This is a genomic window from Plantactinospora alkalitolerans (assembly GCF_015690345.1).
Classification (GTDB): Bacteria; Actinomycetota; Actinomycetes; order Mycobacteriales; family Micromonosporaceae; genus Plantactinospora; species Plantactinospora alkalitolerans.
The window spans coordinates 27,612-50,570 of record NZ_JADPUN010000166.1 but is presented as its reverse complement, the minus strand read 5'-3'; the positions used below and the strand labels follow the sequence as shown (position 1 = coordinate 50,570).

The following is a 22,959-nucleotide window of genomic DNA, read 5'->3' as shown; positions in this document are numbered from 1 at the left end:
TCGTGCCGACGCCCACCACCACGCTGGCCCTGGGTCCTGAATTCCTGGATCCGGAGTGGTTGATCTCCACGTTCGGGCTACTCGGCATCCTGGCCATCGTCTTCGCCGAATCCGGCCTGCTGATCGGCTTCTTCCTGCCCGGTGACTCGCTGCTGTTCACCGCCGGGCTGCTCACCGCCGACGGCGAGTACATCACCTTCCCGCTGTGGCTCGTCTGCCTGCTCATCACGATCGCGGCGATCGCCGGCGACCAGGTCGGCTACGCGTTCGGCAAGAAGGTCGGCCCGGCGCTGTTCCGCCGGCCGAACTCCCGGCTGTTCAAGCAGGAGAACCTGATCAAGGCGCACGACTTCTTCGAGAAGTACGGTGCCCGGTCCATCGTGCTGGCCCGGTTCGTGCCGATCGTCCGGACCTTCACCCCGATCGTCGCCGGGGTGAGCGGGATGCGCTATCGCACCTTCGTGACCTACAACGTGATCGGCGGCGTCCTCTGGGGCACCGGGGTCACGGTGCTCGGTTTCTTCCTCGGCCAGATCCCGTTCGTCAAGGAGAACATCGAGCTGATCCTGATCGCGATCGTCTTCGTCTCGGTGATCCCGATCGCCATCGAACTCCTGCGGGCCCGGCTGGCCGCCCGGCGCGGCACCACCCCGGCCGAGCAGGCCGAGCTGGAGCACGCCGCGCAGGAGGCCCAGCGGCACCGGCGCGGCGGATACTAGGCAGAGCGGGTAGGCGGCAGCACAGCGGCAGGTAGAGAAGCGGGTCGGCCGGTCAGATGCTGGTCGACCCGCTGTCGTCTGTCCGGGCGAGAAACTCGGCGGGGCAGTCGGGAAGATCATCCAGCCGTCCGGCGGCCAGCGCCCGATAGGTCAGCCGCGCCGCCTCCTCGAGGTTGGCGGCCCGCTTGTGGGCCAGTTCCACGCTGTCACCCAGCACCGAACAGCCGTGCTGGCTCAGCACCAGGCAGTTGGTGCCGTCCCGGGCCGCCTCGGCGGCCAACTCGGCGAGTTCGGTGGTACCGGGTGCCCGGAACGGTACCCGGGCCACCCGACGCAGGTAGAAGCCGTGATCGGTGGTGACCAGCCGGATTCGTTCGCCCAACGCGTCGAGTAGCAGGACGGTCTGGGGGTGCAGGTGCACGATCGCCTGGACGTCCGGACGGGCCCGGTAGGTCGCCAGGTGCAGCCCGACCTCGCTGGTCGGCATCGGCCCCGACGTGGTCGGCCCGCGTGGTCCGGGCGTAGTCGGGCCACGCGGTGCGGGCGTAGTCGGGCCGCTCGGTGCGGGCGGCCGGACGCCGTCCAGGAGGATGGTTCCGTCCTGGACGGTCGGCGGCGGACTCGGCGACACCGACTCTGCTCGGTGCACCGACTCCGCCGGACGCACTGACCCGGCCGGGTACGTCGCCCCGTCCGAGATGCGTACTCGGACGAAGGAGGCCCGGTCGAGCCGGTCCAACCAGGTGCCGCTCGCGGTGACCCAGCAGGAGTCACCGTCGGACAGCCGGGCGGACAGGTTTCCACCCGAGCCGACCACGAGGCCAGCCCGAACGACGTCGTGTCCGACGTACGCGAGCTGATCCCGCAGGTCGCCCCGGAGGTAGTTCACACCGCTGGTCCGGCTGGACCCACCGCGCCATCAGCGGTTGGACCGCCTGGCGCCGTCCTTGACAGGGCGGACACCAGACGGGCCGCGCGCTGAGTCAGCGAGCCTTCTTGGTGGCTCGCTTACGCGGCGGGGTCAGCAGATCGGCGATCGTCGCGATCGCCGTCGGCACCAGGCGGTAGTAAGCCCACACGCCCCGCTTCTCCCGCTCCAGCAAGCCGGCTTCGGTGAGGATACGGAGGTGATGGCTCACCGTCGGCTGCGAGAGGCCAAGCGGCGCGGTGAGATCACACACGCACGCTTCGCCCTCGGGCGCCGACTGGATGAGGCTGAGCAGCCGCAGCCGAGCGGGGTCAGCGAGGGCCTTGAGGACCCCCGCAAGCCGCTCAGCGTCAGCACGCTCGATCGGCTCGCCGGCAAGCGGCGAGATCTGAGGCATAGTCATTTCGGCCAACGCAGTTCCCACGTATTCCATCCTTCCACCAGCAGCATCGACCCGCCTGCATATCAGCAGATCCGAATCGGCAAACTTTTAGGCCACTAGGCCGAGGTCAGCCAACGTATAGGCTGCCCGGTATGGCAATCCGGCGGCTCGTACGGCGTCGCCCGCACCTCGATCAACAATAACCGCCACGCCCACGACCACGGCCCCGGCCTCCTGTAACGCCTCCACAGCGGTCAGCACACTGCTTCCCGTCGTAGAGGTGTCCTCTACCGCCAACACTCGGCGACCACTCAACTCCGGACCTTCGATCCGGCGCTGCAGACCATGCGTCTTTCCGGCCTTGCGTACCACGAAGGCATCCAGCCGACGCTGACTCGCCGAGGCGACGTGCAGCATCGAGATGGCAATCGGGTCCGCACCCAACGTCAGGCCGCCAACCGCCTCGAAGTCCCAGTCAGCCGTAAGGTCGAGCATGGTCCGACCGACCAACGGTGCCGCCGCGTGATGCAGAGTCACTCGCCGCAGATCGACGTACCAGTCCGCCTCACGACCCGAGGACAACACAACCCGTCCGTGTACGACGGCGAGGTCAGTGATGAATTTACGCAGGTCGTCGTGGTCCCCCATGGCGGGTAAGGGTACTGCGCCGAAGTGAGAGCCGAACGGCCGACCCGGCTAGAAGCCCTGGCACGCCGCCTGGACAGTGGCCGACGAGGCGTAAAATCAGCTACTCTCCGCACTGAATCTTGCCCATGCCCGGGTACCGCACACCCGCCCGGCGGGTCTGCGGATCCGCTACGCGGCGCGGCGTTCAGCCCTCCGTGCGACCAGTCCGCCCCCGGGTGTCCCGGGCGACCGCCCGCCACAGCCGACCCGGCGCGTGCCGCAGGCCGAAGACCACCAACTTGTACTTCCAGTCCGGCACGCTGACCATGCGGTTCCGATCCAGGTCACGTAAGGCGTCCCGGACCACGTCATCGGCGCGCAGCCACATCCACTCCGGAGTCTTCGACATGTTGATGCCGGCCCGGTCGTGGAACTCGGTACGGGTGTAGCCGGGGCAGAGCGCCATCACCCGTACCCCGGACGGACGCACCGACTGGGCCACGGACTCGCTGAAGTTCGTCACCCACGCCTTGCTGGCCGAGTATGTCGACCCGGGCATCACCGGCCCGAAGCCGGCAACGGAAGAGACATTTATCACTGCCCCATGTCCCCGCTCGGTCATCCCTGGCAGGGCGGCGAGGGTCAATCGGAGAACCGCGTGCACGTTCAACCGGAGCAGCCGCGACTCGTCCTCGACCGTCGAACTGACGAAGGACCGGTTGAGACTGATCCCGGCGTTGTTGACGAGCACGTCGATCGGTTCCGACGCGTCGGCCAGCCGCTTCTCGACCGTCGCGCAACCCTCGTCGGTGGCCAGGTCGGCGGAGAGGGTTCCGACGGTGATTCCGTACCGGGTGGTCAGCTCGGCGGCGGTCTCGGTGAGCCGCTGACCGTCCCGGGCCACCAGCACGAGGTGGTAACCCTCCTCGGCGAGCCGCCGCGCGAAGGCCGCTCCGATCCCGGCGGTGGCGCCGGTGACCAGGGCCCGTGCCGGCCGCCCGGCCCGGTCCGCGGTCGACCGCCAGGCAGGGCGGGGCGCGCTGCCGGGCCGGGTGGAGGCTTGGGCCACGGGCGGTTCCTCAGGTCGGCGGCGTCCGGCGGGAGTTGCTCGGACTGCGGCACCGGGGGGACGGTGGTACCGCTCCCACAACGTAGCGGAGCCGTCCCGGCCAGAAAAGAGCGGACGTGCGGCGATCCGGCCCGGACACGACGATCCCCCGGCGGTACGTCGGGTCCGGCCGGGGGATCGTCGCGAGAAGTCAGCTCGTCGGTGGGCTGCTCGGCGGTCCGGACGGATTCCTCGGGTCGGTGCCGGACGGATTGTTCGGGTCGGTGCCGGGCGGGTTGCTCGATGGCCCGGGCGGGTTGCTCGGGTCGGTGCCGGACGGCGGCGTCTGCCCCGGATAGGCCGGATCGGTACCCGACGACTGCTGCGGGTACGCCGGATAGGCCGGCTCGCCGCCTGACGACGCCACCTGCCCCGGGTAGGCCGCGCCCGGTACCGGAGGCTCGAAGCCGGCCGGCTGCTTCCGGAAGAAGGCGTTGGACGCGGGCAGCGCGAGCAGGACGATCACGGCCAGCAGCAGCACGAAGACGAGAATGGAGCAGACCAGCGAGAGCGGCCCGGTCCACGGCGGCAGGGCGTCCTCCAGCCTTTCCTGGATCACCTTCGGGTCCGGCATGTCTCCTGTGGAGCTGGTGTTCATGCCGCCGGCCGCCGTGCCGCCGAGACCGACCCCGGTGCAGCAGACCCCGAGGCCGGCCACCACCCAGGTGGCGATCCGAGCGCCGTTGCGCCCCTGGTTGTTCAGCAGCGCCAGCACCACGTAGCCGACGGCGAAGAGCAACTGCACCACCGCGACGAACGCGCTGACGCCGACGATGAAGTCCTCCGCGCCCTCGACCGAGGACCCGGCGTACGCGTCCCCGTAGACCTCGGAGACGGTGCCGATGGTGCTCAGGCCGGTGATCGCAACGACGGCGAGCAGCACGGCCGCCGCGTAGAGCAGGTAGCTGGAGATGGTGACGCTGCCCGGACGTGGCCTCGCGGCCGCGGTGGGATTCACTGGTTCCGACACGGCTCTCCCTTCCCTAGATGAAGTCCCTGGCTCAAGTTCCCGGAGTCGGGTTCCCCGAATCGGTGTTTCCGGAGCAAGGTTCCCAGATAACGGCCCACGGTAGCGGTAGCCACCTCATCGACGGGGGGCGAACCGCCGCTGACGGCACCGAGGACCGGCCGTGGACCAGGGCGGACGGCCAGCCGGACCGGCGGGGACCGTCAGTCGTGTTCGAGCCGTACGGCGGCGTACTCGCCCAGCGTGGTCTGGTCCATCAGGCAGCCGCTGAACGTGGTCAGCGTCGCCTCGTCGTCGACAAGCGCCCGCCAGGCGGCACGGGCGGCGGCGGGATCGACCCGGCCGAGCAGCGTGGCGGCGTACGCCCGGCCGGCGGCCGAACCGTTGTCCAGCAGCCAGTCCAGCCGGGACCGGACCGCCTCGCTCCGCTCGGGCAGCGCCGCCTCGATCGCCCGGTACGCGACGGTCGGCGGCAGGACCTGACCGGCGAGGCCCACTCCGCCGAACGCGACGACGTCGGCGGTGGCCAACTCGCGCACCGCCGACGTCAGGTCGTCGTTCTGTCCCGGCAACTCTGTCATGCCACCAATCCTCGCCCAGCGGACGGCGGTCCGCCCGGCGAGCACCTTCTGGCTCCGAGCGTCCGGGCTGGCTCCGAGCGTCCGGGGCTGGTTCGAGCGTTCAGCCCCGTGCCCGGAGCTCAGGCCCGTGCCCGGCGCTCAGGCCCGGACGACCGCCAGGCCCTCCTTGGTGTCGGCCAGGTCGACCCGGACGGTGTCGCCGTCGCGTACCTCCCCGGCCAGCAGCGCCTTCGCCAGCCGGTCGCCGATCGCCGACTGCACCAGCCGACGCAGCGGCCGGGCGCCGTAGATCGGGTCGTACCCGTGCTCGGCCAGCCAGGTCCGGGCCGCGTCGCTGACGTCCAGGCCGAGCCGGCGTTCGGCGAGCCGCCGCCGGAGCCGGTCGAGCTGGATGTCCACGATGCCGCGCAGCTCCGGACCGGTGAGCGTGGCGAAGACCACGATGTCGTCCAGCCGGTTCAGGAACTCCGGCTTGAAGTGGATCCGGACCACGGCGAGCACCGCCTCCCGACGCTCGTCCTCGGACAGGGTGGGGTCGGCGATCGTGGCCGAGCCGAGGTTGGAGGTGAGGATCAGGATGGCGTTGCGGAAGTCCACCGTCCGGCCCTGCCCGTCGGTGAGCCGGCCGTCGTCGAGCACCTGGAGCAGTACGTCGAAGACGTCCGGATGTGCCTTCTCCACCTCGTCCAGCAGGATCACCGAGTACGGGCGCCGGCGCACCGCCTCGGTGAGCTGCCCGCCCTCCTCGTACCCGACGTAGCCGGGCGGGGCGCCGACCAGCCGGGCCACCGAGTGCTTCTCGGCGTACTCGCTCATGTCGATCCGGACCATGGCCCGCTCGTCGTCGAAGAGGAACTCGGCGAGCGCCTTGCCCAGCTCGGTCTTGCCCACCCCGGTCGGGCCGAGGAAGAGGAAACTGCCGGTGGGCCGGTCCGGGTCGGCGACGCCGGCACGGGCCCGGCGGACCGCGTCGGAGACCGCGGCCACGGCCTCGGCCTGACCGACGACCCGGCCGCCGAGCGACGACTCCATCCGGAGCAGCTTGGCGGTCTCGCCCTCCATCAGCCGACCGGCCGGGATACCGGTCCAGGAGGCCACCACGGCGGCGATGTCGTCGGCGCCGACCTCCTCCTTCAGCATCGCCCCGTCGACCTGTAGTCCGGCGAGTTCCGCCTCGGCCCGGGACAGCTCGCCCTGCAGGCCGGGAATGCGTCCGTACCGCAACTCGGCGGCGCGTTCCAGCTCGCCGTCCCGCTCCGCCCGCTCGGCCTCGCCGCCGAGCCGTTCCAGCTCCTCCTTCGCGGTCGAGATCCGGGTGATGTGGTCCTTCTCCAGGTGCCACCGTTCGCTGAGCACGGTGAGCTGCTCCCGCTTGTCCGCCAGTTCCCTGCGGAGCCGTTCGAGGCGTTCTGCCGAGGCCGGGTCGGGCTCCTTGGCCAGCGCCATCTCCTCGATCTCCAGCCGGCGTACCGCCCGCTCGATCTCGTCGACCTCGGTCGGCCGGGAGTCGATCTCCATCCGGAGCCGGGAGGCGGACTCGTCGACCAGGTCGATCGCCTTGTCCGGCAGGAACCGTTCGGTGATGTACCGGTCCGACAGCGAGGCGGCGGCGACCAGGGCGGCGTCGGTGATCCGTACCCCGTGGTGAACCTCGTAGCGTTCCTTCAGGCCGCGCAGGATGCCGATGGTGTCCTCGATGGTCGGCTCGCCGACCACGACCGGCTGGAACCGGCGCTCCAGCGCCGGATCCTTCTCGATGTGCTCGCGGTACTCGTCCAGGGTGGTCGCGCCCACCATCCGCAGCTCGCCCCGGGCAAGCATCGGCTTGAGCATGTTGCCGGCGTCCATCGAGCCCTCGCCCCTGCCGGCGCCGACCACGGTGTGCAGCTCGTCCAGGAACGTGATGACCTGGCCGTCGGAGTTCTTGATCTCCTCCAGCACCGACTTCAGCCGCTCCTCGAACTGGCCCCGGTACTGCGCACCGGCGACCATCGCGCCGAGGTCGAGCGAGACCAGCTTCTTGTCCCGCAGCGACTCGGGCACGTCGCCGGTCACGATCCGCTGGGCCAGCCCCTCGACGATCGCGGTCTTGCCGACGCCGGGCTCGCCGATCAGCACCGGGTTGTTCTTGGTACGCCGGGACAGCACCTGGACGACCCGGCGGATCTCGGCGTCCCGGCCGATCACCGGGTCGATCTTCCCGTCCCGGGCGCTCGCGGTCAGGTCGACGCCGTACTTCTGCAACGCCTGGTAGGTCTGCTCCGGGTCGGCGGTGGTGACCCGGCGGTCGCCGCCGCGCACCGCCGGGAAGGCGGCGACGAGGTTCTCCTCGGTGGCTCCCGCGCTCTTCAGGGTGCTCGCCACCGCGCCGCCGACCCGGGCCAGCCCGGCCAGCAGGTGTTCGGTGGAGGTGTACTCGTCGCCGAGCGGCCGGGCGATCTCCTCGGCCGCCCCGATGGCGTTGACGAACTCGCGGGACAGGCTCGGTTCGGCGACGCTCGACCCCCGGGCGGCCGGCTGGTTCTCCACCGCGCGGGCGGCGGCCCGTCGGACGTCGGCCGGGTTGGCCCCGACGGCCCGCAGCAGGCCGGCCGCGGTGGAGCCGCCGGTGTCCAGCAACGAGAGCAGCAGGTGCCAGGGCTCGACGGTGGCGTGGCCGCGCTGGTTCGCCGTCGCGACGGCGCCGGTGATGACTTCGCGGGTCTTGGTGGTCAGACGTTCGGCGTTCATGGGCTCCCAATACGGTCCGCCGACCCTGGTACGGGTCGGCATCGGCAGCGTGGCGTCGGCGTCGCCGCCCAACGGGCGACACCGCCTCCAGTACTGACGACACAATCAGAGTTGAGTCTATTCCACTCAACTTCAGGACCGTGACGTCGGTCACAGTCGAAGCTGCGGTGGAGGCGGACCGCACCGGATGAACCGTGTTCCGGCCCCTCGATCGACAGACGGTACCGTTGGCCCCGTGCGAGTACGTGTGGAACAGACGGCGCTGCCCGGTATCGGTGTACGCCACGACCTGGTGACTACCTCCGGCCGTCGGCTCGGCGTGGTCACGCACCGCAATGGACGACGGGATCTGGTGCTGTACGACCCCGACGATCCGGATTCCTGCACCGCCGACATTCCGCTCACGGACGACGAGGCGGAGGCGCTGGCGGACATCCTCGGCGCCTCGCTGATGCTGGGCCAGCTCTCCGGCCTGCGCCAACAGGCTGCCGGACTGCTCACCGAGCAGGTCTCCATCCCGGCTGGCTCGCGGTACGTCGGCCGGCCGTTGGGCGACACGCAGACTCGCACCCGTACCGGCGCCTCCATCGTCGCGGTCCTTCGGGAGCGCGAGGTGATCGCCTCACCAGATCCGACGTTCCGGTTCGAGGCCGGCGATGTTGTGGTCGTGGTCGGCACCCGCCAGGGACTCGACGGTGTCACCGCGATCCTCGCCGAAGCCGATCCGGACGGCTGAGGCGTATGCATCACACCACTGTTCTGCTCATCGAGGTCGGTGCGCTGCTGCTCGTCCTCGGGCTGCTCAGCCGGCTCAGCCGGCGGATCGGGCTCTCGCCGATCCCGCTCTACCTGCTCGCCGGGCTCGCCTTCGGGCACGGCGGGGTACTGCCGCTGTCGGCCAGCGAGGAGTTCTTCGAGGTCGGCGCCGAGATCGGCGTGATCCTGCTCCTGGTCATGCTGGGCCTGGAGTACTCGGCCAGCGAACTCGTCGGCAACCTGCGCGCGGCCGCACCGGCCGGGCTGGTCGACGGTCTCCTCAACGCGTTGCCGGGCGCGGCCTTCGGGCTGCTGCTGGGCTGGGGCTGGGTCAGCGCGATCGTGCTGGCCGGGGTGACCTGGGTGTCGTCGTCCGGCGTCATCGCCAAGGTGCTCGCCGACCTGGGCCGGCTCGGTAACCGCGAAACGCCGGTGATCCTGTCGATCCTGGTCATCGAGGACCTCGCCATGGCCCTCTACCTGCCGTTGGTGACCGCGATCCTCAGCGGCCAGGCACTGCTCGGTGGCAGCATCGCGCTGACCGTCGCGGTGGTCACCGTGGTCGTGGTGCTCATGGTGGCGATCCGGTACGGCCACGTCATCTCCCGGATGTTCTCCGCCCAGGACCCGGAGGCGTTGCTGCTGGGCGTGCTCGGGCTGACCCTTCTGGTCGCCGGGATCGCCGCCGGGCTGAAGGTGTCGGCCGCGGTGGGCGCGTTCCTGGTCGGCATCGCCCTGTCCGGGCCGGTGGCGCACAACGCGACGGAGCTGCTCTCGCCGCTACGGGACCTCTTCGCCGCCGTCTTCTTCGTGTTCTTCGGGCTGAACACCGATCCGCGGGCCATCCCACCGGTCCTGCTGCCGGCCATCGCGCTGGCGGTGGTCACCATGGCCACCAAGGTGGTCACGGGCTACCTGGCGGCCAGACGGGTGGGCATCGCCCTGCCGGGCCGCTGGCGGACCGGTCTGGCGCTGGTACCCCGGGGCGAGTTCTCGATCGTCATCGCCGGCCTGGCGGTCGGCACCAGCCTGGTGAATCCGCAGCTCGCCCCGCTCGCCACCGCGTACGTGCTGGTGACCGTGGTGACCGGCCCGATGCTGGCCCGGCTGCCCGACTTCGGGTGGTTCAAGCGCTGGCTCCGCCGGCAGGCGGCCCGCGGGTTGCCACCGGCGACGGCGACCGAGTGACCGGTGCGCGACCCCGGCGTCGCGCACCACATAGCGGGATCACCGTTCGGCCGAGTTCACCGTCACGTAACGGGTTGATGAAATGGCACGTGGCGACCCTTCCGCAGCTTGGCAACAGCGCGTTACCGTGTCGCCGCAGTAGCCACTGGTACTTGCCGGAGCCAGGCGTTCCGGCGGTCGCGCGAGCGGAAAGGCGGCCCGTTTGAGCGTGCAGGACTCCGCGTTCCGAGGATTCGCCAATCCGGTCGACCCATCACCCGCCGAGCTGCGGGCCTGGGCGTACGAACCTGATTCGGTGCCGCTGCACACGATGCCGAAGGACTGGGATCTGCTTGTCTCCGGCGACCGGCTGATCACCACGCTGTTCGACCTGGCGATGGATCGATCATGTCCGGCCCGCCGGTTCGCGCTGCACTGCCTCTACATCTACGCGGCGGACGGGATCCGGACCAAGTTCCAGGCCCATCCGAAGCGGCGGTTGCGCAAGCTGGTCGAGCAGGCCGAACGGAACGGTGACGACCAGATGATCATCTGGGCCCACAACACCCGGATGCTCCAGGCCAGCCCGGACCTGTTCGACTACCGCGACTGGTGTGAGGGTGGTCTGGTCCGGCAGGGCCGCCGGCTCGGCTGACCACGGCCGCCCCGGGCAAGGCGGGTCCGGGACCCCCCGTGGACCCCGGACCACCAACCACCACTGGTGCCGACACCGGAGCAGGGGACCCGACCTGTGTACCGGCAGGCCCCGGCTTTCCGGGCCGCACCACTGGTCAGGGTACTGACCTCACCCGCCGTGGGCGTCCGAATCGGGGAGCCGGCCACGCGGGGTGCTCGGACCGTCCGGGATCGGCCCCGGGATCCGGCAGGAAGAGCTGGCGCTCGAACGACCTGTCGACGAGCGCCAGCGGAGATCTTCGCTTGAGCCGTCGCGATGCCGATCGGCGGCTGCCGTACCGGCGTGCGTCGTTGTTGCCCTCCTAGGTTGGCACCGGGATCCGGTCCCGGTCCGGACTACTCGCACCGCATCCAGTTGAAGTGGTACGTCGTGCTGACGGCGCCGTCGGTGGAGTCCATCATCATGAAACTGGTCGTCGTCGGCTGCGACGAACCACGGTTCACCCGCAGCTCCGTGTTGATGTTGAACAGGCGCACCTCGCCGCACGGGGCGTAGACCAGCGACGCCACGTCGGTGGTGTCGGTCGCCTGCCAACTGTCGCTGACCGGACCGGCGAAGGTGTGCGTCCGGGCGTCCGTCGCTGACGTGCCCTGGATGTAGTAGCTCGCTCGTTGCATGCCGCTGGCGCCGCGCTCGAGATGGGCGAAGCCACGGTAGTCGGCCTGCCCGATCGCGTACGTGAAGCCCCCCGGAACCTTTACCTCGAGGACCAGTTGACAGTTCTTCCGGAAGTCGGTCGGCGCGGTGCCGGCGCCGGCCTGGGCGAGGTAATCGCTGTAGGTCACCGTGAACGCCGTGTTGTCGGGCGCCGCGGCGACCGCCGCCGTCCCCTGCCGGCAGCCCGACCCGTTGACCGTCACTATCTCGACGGTGATGCGCTCGGCCGGGGGATTTGTGGTCGGCACGGGGTCATCGAGTACCGGCAAGCCCAGTAACGACGCCGCCAGAGTGCCGATGACTAACGTGTGCAACATTTGCGGGGCTCCCTTCGGTCACCGTCGCGCGAGCCGTTGCCCGCGCGATGTACAACACTTCATCCATCGATCGGATGGCCCTCTTCGTCGGGCACCCGCACCGGCTGGACAATGCCGGCCGGGCGGGTACCCGCCCCTGGGACGGGGTACGGGAACAGTTCCCGTATCCGCGGTTCAGGGGTACTGCGTCAGGACTCGTCGCACTCTTTCCACGCGAAGTGGTAGATGGTGCTGATGCCGCCGTCCGTCGAGTCCATCGTCATGAAACTGGTGGTGGTCGCAGGGTTGGACGTACCGAGGTTCACCCGCAGTTCGGTGTTGATGTTGAGGAAGCGCATCTCGCCGCAGGGCGCGTAGCTCACCGAGGTCAACTCGGAGGTGTCGGTCGTCTGCCAACTGTCGTCCAGTGGGCCGCTGAACGAGTGGTTCTTGTACGTCGTCGGCGAGGAACCCTGGAAGTAGTAGTTGGCCCGCGAAACAGCGGTCGCACCGGACGCCAGGTACCCGTAGCCCCGGTAGTCGGCCTGGAGAATCGCGTAGGTGAAGCCCTCCGGAACATGGACCTGCAGGGCCAGTTGGCAGTTCTTCCGGGAGTCGGTCGGCCGCGCCCCCACACCGACCTGGGCGAGATAGTCGCTGTAGGTCACAGTGAAGGCGGTGTTGTCGGGGGCGACCGCGACAGCCGCAGTCCCGGCCGGGCAACCCGAACCATTGATGGTAATGACATCAATGACAATCTGCGCATCCGGAGGCTCCGTCGGCGGATCCATCGGGATGACTATCGGGCCGCCGAGCATCGAGGCAACGAGACTGCCAATGGCCAGCACACTGATCATGGGTTCCCTCCCGATCGTGGCGATAATGTTGCGCGCGCACGTTCACTTTAACTCTCACTATTGATGTTCGTCAATGTCTGAAAAATGGATGCACCCTGGGCCGATTAGTGGTACGACCTGACTTTCAACAAAAAGCAAGGGCCCCCGGCCGATTGGATGGACATTAATCATTCCATCAAATCGGCCGGGGGCCCTATTTCGCGCCAGCCCCGCAAACCGCCGTCAGAAGACGCGTTGCGGCGGGGTGATCAGCACTCTCTCCAGCTGAGGTGGTACAGGCTGCGCACACTGCCACGGGTCGAGTCCATCGCCATGAAGCTCGTGCCGTTACCGGAACCGCCGCCATCCACCCGCAGCTCGGTGTTGACATTGAGATTGCGGTCCTCGCCACACGGCGCGTAGACCAGGGCCGCGGCGCGATCGGACGTGCGCCAGAAGTCGCTGTACGGTCCCTTGAACTCGTGACTCGTCTGCGCGGTCGGTGAGGTCCCCATGAAGTAGTAGTGCGAGTGCTGCGAGCCGGTGGCCCCCGGCTGGAGGTGTGCATAGCCCTGCAGGTCCACCTGGGCCACCGCGAAGGTGAGGCCCTGGGGGATCTGCACCCGCAGGCTGATCTGACAGTTCTTCCGGGATTCTGTCGGCCTCGCCCCGTCGCCTCCGAGGACGTAGTAGTCGCTGTAGGTAACCGTGAAGGATGTATCGTCTGCTGCGGTACTCACCCTGGCCGTTCCCGCCGAGCAGCCCGAGCCGTTGACGGTCTCCACGCTGATGGTGATCCGTTCAGCGGGTTCCGCCAGAGGCTCGGTAGTTACCGTCGAGGCAAACAGTGCCGCCGCGAGTACGCCGCCGACAGCCATCACGTTGGACATACTGGTTCCTTCCGGTCGTCGCGATGCGGTCGCGCCCGCCGCTCACCATAGTCACAACATTGATTAACGTCAATTAAAGAATCTTCACGTAATTTTCACACTGACACCGACAGTTGATTCTGGACCTGATCAATTAATCGACGCCCGACGAGCACACAGGCCACGCCGGGTCGGACACCATGATTCATAAGGCTCGCCGGCCAGCATGCTCGAACCCGGTCGGGGGTCGGACCGGATCGACGGTGCGTCTTCTGAACGCGTCGGCATGCGGTGGAAACCCGGTGGCGAACAGATCAACGGTTTGACGTCGCCAACACGTACGATCGACCCTCATGCCGATTACCGGGGTAATGAATCCCACGCGTTCGAGGTAATCGTTTCCGAGCGCCGGATGACGATTACTAGATCGACAGGGACGCCGCTTTCGAAAGCCTTCGGGTAATGGACGCCGGCCGGACCCGGTCAGGCCGAGGGATCGGACCGACGCGGGCGCCAGACCACCAGCGCGGTCGAGGCCCGGGTGGTGGGGACCAGGTCGCGGCGGGGCAGACCGCCGAGCGCCTCCAACTCCGCCATCCGCCGGTACGCCGCGTCCAGTTCCGCCTGCAGATGCGCCACCCGCTGCTGGAGCTCGTCGGCAAGCTGCTCCAGGACGATGATCCGCTTGATTCCGGCCAGGTTGACCCCGTCGTCCTGGCTGAGTCGCTGCACCTCGCGCAGCAGCGCGACGTCCCGGACGCTGTACCGGCGTCCGCCCCCGGGCGCGCGGCCGGGCTGGACCAGGCCCATCCGGTCGTACTGCCGAAGGGTCTGCGGATGCATGCCGGCCATCCGGGCCGCCACCGAGATCATCAGAACCTTGGCGTCGGACGCCTGCTCGATCGAGACGACGACGTATTCATCAGCCACCTTGATCACCTCCGCGTTGACCGGTCAGTTGAAACGACGCACCCGGGCGTCCAGATGTTCCCGTCCCGCCGAGGGCGTCTGTGCGGCGAACGCCTCCAGCGCCTCACGGGCCTCGGCGGAGAGCTGCTCGGGCACCACGATCTCCACGGTCACCAGCAGGTCACCGGCCTGGCCGTCGCGCCGGGCCACGCCCCGCCCACGGGCCCGCAGCGTACGACCGCTCGGCGTACCGGGCGGCACCCGCAGGGTGACCGCGGCGTCCAGCGTCGGCACCCGCAGGTCGGTGCCGAGCACCGCCTCGGCGATGGTGATCGGCACGGTCAGCGTCAGGTCGTCGCCACTGCGCCCGAACAACTCGTCGTTGCGCACCTTCACCAGCACGTACAGGTCGCCGGCCGGACCGCCCCGGTCACCGGGCTCCCCGCGCCCGGCGAGCCGGATCCGCTGGCCGTCCGCGACCCCGGCCGGGAACCGCACGTTGAGGGTGCGCGACTTGGTCACCCCGCCGGTGCCCCGGCACTCCGGACACTTCTCGTCCACGATCGTGCCGACGCCCTGGCACTCCCGGCACGGCTCGGAGAAGCTGAACGACCCCTGGTTCCGGGTGACCACACCGGCCCCGTGACACTGCGGACAGGTCCGGGGCAACGTACCCGGCTTGGCCCCGTCGCCGTGGCAGGTGTCGCAGACGCCGGGGGCGCGCAGCGTCAGGGGCACCGTGACGCCGCGTACCGCGTCGTCGAAGTCCAGCACCACCTCGGCCTCGACGTCCCGCCCCCGGGCCGGGCCACGGCCCCGGGTCGGACCGGTGCCGGCACCACCGGAGAAGATCGAGCTGAACAGGTCGGAGAATCCGGCGCCGCCGAACCGGCGGTCACCACCGGCGCCGCCCGGCTGACCCGCCCCGCCGAACAGGTCGGAGACGTCGAACGGGTAGCCGCCGGGCTGTCCGCCGGCCCTGGCGCTCCGCCGGAACGCGCCCGAGCCGAAGAGCGAGCGCATCTCGTCGTACTCCTTGCGCTTGCGCGCGTCGGCGAGTACGTCGTACGCCTCCGAGGCGGTCTTGAACCGTTCCTCGGCCTGCACGTCACCCGGATTGTGGTCGGGGTGCGACTCTCTGGCCAGCTTGCGGTAGGCCTTCTTGATCTCGTCTGCGGAGGCGGACTTGTCCACCCCCAGCACGGCGTAGAAGTCCTTCTCCAGCCAGTCCTTGGAACTCATCGATCGTCCACCCCCTTCCCCTGGGACGTGGTCGAGGTCCCGCCCGTGCCCGCCGCTACGGACACCACACCGGCGGTACCTCGACCACGCGACACCGGATCACCCTCGCTCGCGGCCATTCACTCCGACTCTGGATCGGCCACCGCAACCAGCGCGGCCCGCAACACCCGATCGCCGAGCTGGTAGCCCCGGCGCATCACCTCGACACAGGTCGACTCGGTGACCTCGGCGGAGGTCCGGTGCGCGACCGCCTCGTGCCGGTTCGGGTCGAAGGGGTCGCCCTTCTCGCCGAACGGGGTCAGCCCGAACTTGCCAAGCGTGGCATTCAACTGCTCGGCCACCGTGCCGAACGGCCCGACCAGGTCACCGTGCTCCCGGGCCCGGTCCAGGTCGTCGAGGACGGGCAGCAGGGCGACGAGTACCGCCCCGGTGGCCTGCTCCGCCACGAGTCCCCGGTCCCGGTCCACCCGCTTGCGGTAGTTGGAGTACTCCGCCGTCACCCGCTGGAGGTCCCTGGTCCGCTCGTCCAGCTCGGCACGCAGGGCCGCCAGCTCGGCACCCAGCGGGCCGGGGCCGTCGGTCTCCGGGGCGCCGTCACCGACCGGTGTGGCCGGAGCGTCCACCACCGGGCCGTCGGTGCCGGACGGCTTCTCCGCCTCCAGCACCTCGGCGAGTTCGGCGTCGTCCACCACCGGAGTGGCCGGCGCGGACTCGTCCGGCACGGCGTCGGGTTCGTCCGTTCCGTCACCCTGGTCGGTCACCGTCGCCGAGTCCGGCACGTCCGGCGTACCGTCGGTCGACTTCGCGTCGTCGACCGTGCCGGCGGCGGCACTCGACTCGGTGTCGTCGACCTCCCCGGTGGCGACGGTCGGCGCCTCGGCGCCCGCCGGCGGCTCGGGATCCGGGTTCGGATCCTTCACCGCCGTCGGGGCGCCGTCGGTCGGCGTGCCGGCCGCGTCCGTCTCGCCAGCCGTGTCGGGCTGGGCGTGCCGGCCCTGGCCGGCCTTGTCCCCGGTCATATTGATCTTCCGCTTGTCCCGGATGACGATGCCCTCGCCGGCCGTACCCTCGGCCCGGCCGGGCGCGGAGCCACCCGGCGTCGATCCGACGGTGTCCGGATCGGCGGCTCGTGGCTTGTCCGTCATGCGACTACCTCGATCCGTCTTGCTTACGGCCAACGTGACTGCGGCGAGAACGGGTCACTTCTTGTCGTCCTCGTCGACGATCTCCGCATCCACCACGTCGTCGTCGCCGGCCTTGGCGCCGGTCGGCCCACCGTCCGTGGCGCCCGCTCCGGCACCGGGCTGCGCCTGCTCGCCCTGCTGGGAGTAGAGCAGGGTGCCGGCCTCCTGGGAGACCTTGGCCAGCCGCTCGTGCGCCGACTTGACGTTCTCCAGGTCGGTACCGCCGAGCGCGGAGCGCAGGTCGCCCAGCGCCTCGCCGATCTTGTCCCGGGACTCGGCGGGCAGCTTGTCGCCGCTCTCGGCCAGGAACTTCTCGGTCTGCCACTGGAGCTGCTCGGCCTGGTTGCGGATCTCGGCCTCTTCCCGCCGCCGCTTGTCCTCGTCGGCGTGGTCCTGGGCGTCCCGCATCATCCGCTCGATGTCGTCCTTCGGCAGCGCCGAGCCGCCGGTGATCGTCATCGACTGCTCCTTGCCGGTACCGAGGTCCTTCGCACCGACGTGCACGATGCCGTTGGCGTCGATGTCGAAGGTGACCTCGATCTGCGGCACGCCGCGCGGGGCCGGCGCGATGCCGGTCAGCTCGAAGGTGCCGAGCTTCTTGTTGTACGCGGCCATGTCGCGCTCGCCCTGGAAGACCTGGATCAGCACCGACGGCTGGTTGTCGTCGGCGGTCGTGTAGACCTCGGACCGCTTGGTCGGGATGGTGGTGTTCCGCTCGACCAGCTTGTGGAAGATGCCGCCCTTGGTCTCGATGCCCAGGCTGAGCGGCGTCACGTCGAGCAGCAGGACGTCCTTGACCTCGCCCTTGAGCACACCGGCCTGCAACGCGGCGCCGACCGCGACGACCTCGTCGGGGTTCACGCCCTTGTTCGGCTCCCGGCCGGTAAGCTGCTTGACCAGTTCGGAGACGGCCGGCATCCGGGTCGAGCCGCCGACCAGGATCACGTGGTCGACCTCGCTGATCTTGATGTTGGCGTCCTTGATGGCCTGCTCGAACGGGCCCTTGCAGCGGTCCAGGAGATCCTGCGTCATCCGCTGGAACTCGGCCCGGCTGAGCGTCACGTCCAGGTGCAGCGGAGCCGAGGGAGCGCCGTCGGACCCGCTCGGACCCGCGGTGATGTACGGCAGGTTGATGCTGGTGGTGGTGGCGGCGGACAGCTCGATCTTGGCCTTCTCGGCCGCCTCGCGGAGCCGCTGCATCGCCATCTTGTCCTGGGACAGGTCGACACCGTGCTGACCACGGAAGGTCTTCACCAGGTGCTCGATGATCCGCTCGTCCCAGTCGTCGCCGCCCAGGTGGTTGTCACCGCTTGTCGACTTGACCTCGATGACGCCCTCGGCCAGCTCCAGCAGCGACACGTCGAAGGTTCCGCCGCCGAGGTCGAAGACCAGAACGGTCTGCTCCTTGGAGCCCTTGTCCAGACCGTAGGCGAGCGCCGCCGCGGTCGGCTCGTTGACGATCCGCAGCACGTTGAAGCCGGCGATCTCGCCGGCCTCCTTGGTGGCGGTCCGCTGGGCGTCGCTGAAGTACGCAGGCACCGTGATCACCGCGTCCGTGATCCGCTCACCCAGGTACGCCTCGGCGTCCCGCTTGAGCTTCATCAGCGTCCGCGCGGAGATCTCCTGCGAGGTGTACTTCTTTCCGTCGATGTCAACGGACCAGTTGGTGCCCATTTCCCGCTTGACCGACCGGATGGTCCGGTCCGGGTTGGTCACCGCCTGACGCTTGGCGACCTCACCGACGAGCACCTCGCCGTTACGGGCGAACGCGACGATCGAAGGAGTCGTCCGCGAGCCCTCGGCGTTCGCGATGACGGTGGGCTCACCGCCTTCGAGAACGCTGACGCAGGAGTTCGTCGTGCCGAGGTCGATTCCGACCGCACGTGCCATCTTCGCTTCCTCGCTTCGTTACAAGGCAGGTGACGGGCGCCGCCCGCAGCGCACCCACCGCAAGTTGAGTGGACCGGACTCAATAGTGCCACGATCTCCGCCAACGTCAAAGTCGGACTTGAGTCACATGGACGCAACCCGCCGATCCACCGCCCACCCGCCCCGGCCAGCGGTCGGACGCCCATCGAAGAAGGTCACAGCGGCACGGAACACCCGTGGGCCCGACCGGCAGCCGGCAACGCGCGGATCCGTAAGCAACCGTGCCTGTTGTCTGTGTTGAATGGATCGGGCAGTCTTTACCCGTGACGACCCACGGCGATCCGGCCACCGGCCTCGGTACGCCCATGGTCGGACCAAAAACCCCTATCACTGACATTCGTTTCGATACGGGCGATATTCCGCCCCAGTCGTCGAGCGCCGGTACGCCGGACGCCGACGCGGCCGGAAGCACTCCGGCGCCTTCCGCCGTACCGGCGCCGGGTTCCGGACCGCGGCCGCCGACCCACGCCGAACCGGCCGCCGGGACCGCCGAACCGGACCTGCGCGAGGCACTGGTCCGGCTGCGTACCGTGATCGACACGACGGCGTACCCCCTGACGCTGCCCGGCGCGGACGACTCGCGACACCTCGCCGCCGCGCTCGTGGCGCAGCTCGACGACTACCTGCTGCCGCGCCTCGCCCGGCTCGACGCACCGCTGCTGGTGGTCGTCGGCGGCTCGACCGGGGCCGGCAAGTCGACCCTGGTCAACAGCCTGGTCCAGGCCCGGGTCAGTGCGGTCGGTGTGCTGCGACCGACGACCCGCTCGCCGGTACTGGTCTGCGGTCCGGCCGATTCGGCCTGGTTCCGGCAGGGTGACCTGCTGCCCGGCCTCACCCGGACCGCCGAACCCGGCGACCGCCCGGACACGCTGCAACTGGTCGCCGCGCCGGCCCTGCCGGCCGGGCTGGCCTTCCTGGACGCGCCGGACATCGACTCGGTGGTCGACACCAACCGGGCCCTCGCCGCGCAACTGCTCGCCGCCGCCGACCTGTGGCTCTTCGTCACGACCGCGGCCCGGTACGCCGACGCGGTGCCCTGGGAACTGCTCCGTACCGCGAAACTGCGCGGCACGGCGATCGCGCTGGTCCTCGACCGGGTGCCACCGGCGGCGACCGACGAGGTGACCGCCCACCTGGCGGAGATGCTGGCCGCGCACGGGCTGGGCGCCGCGCCGCTGTTCGTGCTGCCCGAAACGGTGGTCGACGGGCAGGGACTGCTTCCGGGCCGGCTCACCGAACCACTCCGGTCCTGGTTCGCCCGACTCGCCGCCGACTCGGAGGCCCGCGCGTCCGTCATCCGGCAGACCCTGGACGGCGCCGTCACCGCACTCGTTCCGGCGATCGAGAACCTGGCCGTCGCCGCCGACCAGCAGGCCGCCGCCGCGCAGGCCCTGGACCTCCGGGTCCACGCGGCCTACCGGGCCGCCCGCCATTCCGTCGAGCAGAGTCTCCGGGACGGCCGGCTGCTCCGGGGCGAGGTACTGGCGCGCTGGCAGGAGTTCGTCGGCACCGGCGACCTGTTCCGGACCCTCGAGGCCCGGGTCGGCCGGTTGCGCGACCGGCTCGTCGCGGCGATGACCGGCCGCCCCGCCCCGAACGCCCAGCTTCGGACCGCGATCGAGTCCCAGCTGGTCACCCTGCTGCGGGAGACCGCCGCGGTCGCCGCCGAGCAGAGCCACGCGGCCTGGCAGGCACATCCGGCCGGGGCCGCGCTGCTCACCCCCGAGCTGGCCCGACCCGGCGACGACCTGCCGGAACGCGCCGAACGACTGGTCCGAGACTGGCAGCGGGGCGTCCTGGAACTGGTCCGCAGCCAGGGCGGCGACAAGCGCTTCGTGGCGCGCAGCGCGGCGTACGCGGTCAACGCCACCGGCCTGGCGGTCATGATCGCGGTCTTCGCCTCGACCGCCTTCATTCCGACCGGCCTGGAGATCGCGGCGGCCGGCGGCACCACCGTGGCGGCGCAGAAGGTCCTCGAAGCGATCTTCGGTGACCAGGCGATCCGTACCCTGGCCACCCGGGCCCGATCCCAACTGCTGCTCCTGGTCGACCAGTTGCTCGACCAGGAGGCAGCGCGCTACCTGACCCGGACCGCCGCCGCCGGGGTCGACGCAGGGCCCGGCGACCGGCTACGCGACGCGGGCCGGACGCTCGACGCCGCCCGCACCCATGCCCCGTCCGGCGACGATCCCGGAGCCACCGGACCGGAGGTGATCCGATGACCGACATCCTGGGCCGGGTACGGGACGCGTTCCGCGGCGACCAGCGGATCGACCCCGACCGGCTGGTCGAGCGGCTGACCGCGATCAACCGGTTCATGACCGCCGTCGACGGCCAACTGCCCGACGACCGGCTGGTTCCGGCACACACGCTGGTGGAACGCGCCGGCACCCGGCTCGCCCTCTCCGGCGCCCACACCGTGGTGGCGCTGGCCGGCGCCACCGGCAGCGGCAAGTCCAGCCTGTTCAACTCGCTGGCCCGGTTCGAGATGTCCCCGGTCGGGGTGCGACGGCCCACGACCGGAGTCACCCACGCCTGCGTGTGGGGTCCGCTGGACGGCGCGACGAGGCTGCTCGACTGGGTCGGGGTGCTGCCCCGGCACCGGTTCGTCCGGGAGAGCGCCCTCGACGGGACGGACGAGGCGGCCCTGCACGGCCTGGTCCTGCTCGACCTGCCCGACTTCGACTCGGTGGAGCGGTCGCACCGCTCCGAGGTCGACCGGCTGCTCGGCCTGGTCGACCTGGTGGTCTGGGTCGTCGACCCGCAGAAGTACGCCGACCGGGTGCTGCACCGCAGCTACCTGCGCGAGTTCCACCGGCACCGGGACGTCACCGTCGTGGTGCTCAACCAGGCCGACCGCCTGCCCGGAGCCGAACTGCCCCGGGTACTGGCCGACCTGCGCCGACTACTCGACGCCGACCAGCTCGCCGGGATCCCGGTGCTCGCCACCTCGGCCCTGCGCGACGCCGGAACGGCCCCGCTGCGGTCGGCCCTGGAACAGACCGTCGTCGAGCGGCAGGCGGCGCTGCGCCGGCTCTCCGCCGACGTGGACCTGGTGGTCGACGGGCTCTCGGACCTGATCGGATCCGCTCGGGCCGAAGCCGACGTCGACCGGCCGACGATGCGCCGGCTCATCGACGCGCTCGCCGGCGCAGCTGGCGTACCGGCGGTGGCCGAGGCGACCGAGCGCGCCTACCGGCACCGGGCGGTCGCGGCCACCGGATGGCCGCTGGCCCGGGGCTGGCGGCGGTTGCGGCCCGACCCGTTGCGTCGGCTGCATCTGACCGGGGCCACCGGACACGGCCAGAACGGCGCCGCCGCGTTGGAGGACGGCTTCGGCGCCGACCGCCCGGCACCGGCGGCCACCTCGGTGCCCGAGCCGACCGCGGCTCAGCTCGCCGCCGTCGGACTGGCCGTGCGCGCGGTCGCCGACCGGGCCGGTACGGGGCTGCCCGCCGCCTGGTCGACGGCGGTGACCGCGGCCGCCCGGTCCCGGATGGCCGACCTTCCCGACGCGCTGGACCGGGCCGTGGCCACCACCGACCTCGGGATGGACCGCCGACCGGTCTGGTGGCGGTTCGTCAACGCCGTGCAGTGGTTGGTGACCGTCAGCGCGGCGGCGGGACTGCTCTGGCTGCTCGTCGGGTACGCGGTCCGGGCGCTCGGCCTGCCCCGGCTGGAGTACCCGATGGTCGGGCTGACCCCGTTGCCCACGGTGCTGCTGCTCGGCGGCCTGCTGCTCGGGATGCTGATGGCGCTGCTGGTGAGGCCGGTCATCCGCTGGGCGGCCCGCCGGGCCCGCTGGCGGGCCGAGGGCCGGATGCACGACGCCGTGGCCGAGGCCGCCCAGGGGTACGTGATCGTGCCGGTCCGCGAGGTGCTCAGGTCGTACGCCGAGGCAAGGTCGGCGCTGGCGGTCGCCTCCTCGTCCCGGTGACGGGCACGGGAAGTGGCCGGGGCCGAACCGTCCTGGTCCGGGGCGGGCTGATCCTGCTCGGCCTCCTGCACGTCTCGTGGGGCGTACCCGCCGTGCTGGCGCCCCGCTGGTTCTTCGACAACTTCCCCGGTTTCGGGCTCAACTGGACGGCCGGCTATCCGCCGTACAATTCGCACCTGATGACCGATGTCGGCGCGGCGTTCCTCACCCTGGGCGCCATGCTGCTGGCCGCCGCATGGCTGGACGATCGCCGGGTGACCGCCGTGGTACTGAGCGGGCTGCTGCTCTTCTCGAGCCTGCATCTCGGCTTCCATCTGGCCCACGGCGGCACTCTGACCAGCACCGACCTGCTCGCCAGCCGTACCGTGCTACTGGCCGGGGTGATCGCTCCCGGCGCGCTGCTGGTACTGGACCACCGCTGGCGGGCGTAGTGTCGAG

General features: G+C 70.2%; 21 protein-coding genes. 7 read left to right on the top strand and 14 right to left on the bottom strand.

What is annotated here, in order from left to right; all coding sequences use genetic code 11:
- Nucleotides 1-2 precede the first annotated feature (2 nt).
- Nucleotides 3-719, top strand: coding sequence for a DedA family protein (locus tag I0C86_RS17385; RefSeq protein ID WP_196202283.1), 717 nt, complete (start codon nucleotides 3-5; stop codon nucleotides 717-719).
- A 52-nt stretch (nucleotides 720-771) separates the two neighbouring features.
- Here I0C86_RS17385 and I0C86_RS17380 read toward each other — a convergent pair whose 3' ends face one another.
- From I0C86_RS17380 to clpB, 7 genes are all read right to left on the bottom strand, one after another.
- Complete coding sequence (locus tag I0C86_RS17380; protein ID WP_196202282.1) at nucleotides 772-1,608, bottom strand: class II aldolase/adducin family protein; 837 nt, start codon at nucleotides 1,606-1,608, stop codon at nucleotides 772-774.
- A 94-nt stretch (nucleotides 1,609-1,702) separates the two neighbouring features.
- Entirely contained in the window at nucleotides 1,703-2,080 is a 378-nt protein-coding gene (locus I0C86_RS17375) for an ArsR/SmtB family transcription factor (RefSeq protein WP_007073957.1), read from the bottom strand.
- Between the two features lie 57 nt (nucleotides 2,081-2,137).
- Nucleotides 2,138-2,677, bottom strand: coding sequence for an orotate phosphoribosyltransferase (pyrE, locus tag I0C86_RS17370; protein WP_196202281.1), 540 nt, complete (start codon nucleotides 2,675-2,677; stop codon nucleotides 2,138-2,140).
- A gap of 184 nt (nucleotides 2,678-2,861) precedes the next feature.
- Nucleotides 2,862-3,638, bottom strand: coding sequence for an SDR family NAD(P)-dependent oxidoreductase (locus tag I0C86_RS17365; RefSeq protein WP_230394314.1), 777 nt, complete (start codon nucleotides 3,636-3,638; stop codon nucleotides 2,862-2,864).
- A gap of 277 nt (nucleotides 3,639-3,915) precedes the next feature.
- Nucleotides 3,916-4,734 carry a hypothetical protein gene (locus I0C86_RS17360; protein ID WP_196202279.1) on the bottom strand — a complete coding sequence of 273 codons (819 nt, stop codon included), beginning with the start codon at nucleotides 4,732-4,734 and terminating at the stop codon, nucleotides 3,916-3,918.
- A 200-nt stretch (nucleotides 4,735-4,934) separates the two neighbouring features.
- Nucleotides 4,935-5,312, bottom strand: coding sequence for a hypothetical protein (locus tag I0C86_RS17355; RefSeq protein WP_196202278.1), 378 nt, complete (start codon nucleotides 5,310-5,312; stop codon nucleotides 4,935-4,937).
- Nucleotides 5,313-5,450: 138 nt separating this feature from the next.
- On the bottom strand, nucleotides 5,451-8,042 hold the full coding sequence (gene clpB / locus I0C86_RS17350) for an ATP-dependent chaperone ClpB (RefSeq protein WP_196202277.1): 2,592 nt from the start codon (nucleotides 8,040-8,042) through the stop codon (nucleotides 5,451-5,453).
- A gap of 235 nt (nucleotides 8,043-8,277) precedes the next feature.
- Here clpB and I0C86_RS17345 point away from each other — a divergent pair, with 235 nt between their 5' ends.
- The 3 genes from I0C86_RS17345 (at nucleotide 8,278) to I0C86_RS17335 (ending at nucleotide 10,620) form a co-directional block, all read left to right on the top strand.
- Nucleotides 8,278-8,778 (top strand): cation:proton antiporter regulatory subunit, encoded by a 501-nt coding sequence (locus I0C86_RS17345; RefSeq protein WP_196202276.1) that lies wholly within the window; start codon nucleotides 8,278-8,280, stop codon nucleotides 8,776-8,778.
- Nucleotides 8,779-8,783: 5 nt separating this feature from the next.
- Nucleotides 8,784-9,986: a cation:proton antiporter gene (locus tag I0C86_RS17340; RefSeq protein WP_196202275.1), complete on the top strand. Its 1,203-nt coding sequence runs from the start codon at nucleotides 8,784-8,786 to the stop codon at nucleotides 9,984-9,986.
- 202 nt (nucleotides 9,987-10,188) lie between these two features.
- Nucleotides 10,189-10,620: a hypothetical protein gene (locus tag I0C86_RS17335; protein WP_196202274.1), complete on the top strand. Its 432-nt coding sequence runs from the start codon at nucleotides 10,189-10,191 to the stop codon at nucleotides 10,618-10,620.
- A 377-nt stretch (nucleotides 10,621-10,997) separates the two neighbouring features.
- On the opposite strand, the gene I0C86_RS17330 is transcribed toward I0C86_RS17335, so the two are convergent.
- The 7 genes from I0C86_RS17330 to dnaK all read right to left on the bottom strand — a co-directional run bounded on the left by I0C86_RS17330 (nucleotide 10,998) and on the right by dnaK (nucleotide 18,545).
- The gene (locus I0C86_RS17330) at nucleotides 10,998-11,636 is read right to left on the bottom strand and encodes a DUF4360 domain-containing protein (RefSeq protein WP_196202273.1); all 639 of its coding nucleotides are present in this window, start codon (nucleotides 11,634-11,636) and stop codon (nucleotides 10,998-11,000) included.
- A 188-nt stretch (nucleotides 11,637-11,824) separates the two neighbouring features.
- A complete protein-coding gene (locus tag I0C86_RS17325) occupies nucleotides 11,825-12,472 on the bottom strand; it encodes a DUF4360 domain-containing protein (RefSeq protein ID WP_196202272.1) in 648 nt (215 codons plus the stop codon).
- A 248-nt stretch (nucleotides 12,473-12,720) separates the two neighbouring features.
- On the bottom strand, nucleotides 12,721-13,341 hold the full coding sequence (locus I0C86_RS17320; protein WP_196202271.1) for a DUF4360 domain-containing protein: 621 nt from the start codon (nucleotides 13,339-13,341) through the stop codon (nucleotides 12,721-12,723).
- 462 nt (nucleotides 13,342-13,803) lie between these two features.
- Nucleotides 13,804-14,250, bottom strand: coding sequence for a heat shock protein transcriptional repressor HspR (locus I0C86_RS17315; protein ID WP_407676314.1), 447 nt, complete (start codon nucleotides 14,248-14,250; stop codon nucleotides 13,804-13,806).
- Nucleotides 14,251-14,274: 24 nt separating this feature from the next.
- Nucleotides 14,275-15,471 (bottom strand): molecular chaperone DnaJ, encoded by a 1,197-nt coding sequence (gene dnaJ / locus I0C86_RS17310; RefSeq protein WP_196202270.1) that lies wholly within the window; start codon nucleotides 15,469-15,471, stop codon nucleotides 14,275-14,277.
- A gap of 119 nt (nucleotides 15,472-15,590) precedes the next feature.
- Complete coding sequence (grpE, locus tag I0C86_RS17305) at nucleotides 15,591-16,616, bottom strand: nucleotide exchange factor GrpE (protein WP_196202269.1); 1,026 nt, start codon at nucleotides 16,614-16,616, stop codon at nucleotides 15,591-15,593.
- Between the two features lie 54 nt (nucleotides 16,617-16,670).
- Nucleotides 16,671-18,545 (bottom strand): molecular chaperone DnaK, encoded by a 1,875-nt coding sequence (gene dnaK, locus I0C86_RS17300; RefSeq protein WP_196202268.1) that lies wholly within the window; start codon nucleotides 18,543-18,545, stop codon nucleotides 16,671-16,673.
- Between the two features lie 302 nt (nucleotides 18,546-18,847).
- Here dnaK and I0C86_RS17295 point away from each other — a divergent pair, with 302 nt between their 5' ends.
- Genes I0C86_RS17295 through I0C86_RS17285 form a run of 3 tightly spaced genes read left to right on the top strand, consistent with a single transcriptional unit; the run spans nucleotide 18,848 to nucleotide 22,952 of the window.
- On the top strand, nucleotides 18,848-20,806 hold the full coding sequence (locus tag I0C86_RS17295; RefSeq protein WP_323373698.1) for a GTPase domain-containing protein: 1,959 nt from the start codon (nucleotides 18,848-18,850) through the stop codon (nucleotides 20,804-20,806).
- Nucleotides 20,803-22,521, top strand: a complete 1,719-nt coding sequence (locus tag I0C86_RS17290; protein WP_196202267.1) for a GTPase — start codon at nucleotides 20,803-20,805, stop codon at nucleotides 22,519-22,521. Before I0C86_RS17295 ends, I0C86_RS17290 begins: the two co-directional genes overlap by 4 nt.
- On the top strand, nucleotides 22,518-22,952 hold the full coding sequence (locus tag I0C86_RS17285) for a hypothetical protein (protein ID WP_196202266.1): 435 nt from the start codon (nucleotides 22,518-22,520) through the stop codon (nucleotides 22,950-22,952). Before I0C86_RS17290 ends, I0C86_RS17285 begins: the two co-directional genes overlap by 4 nt.
- Nucleotides 22,953-22,959: the final 7 nt, after the last annotated feature.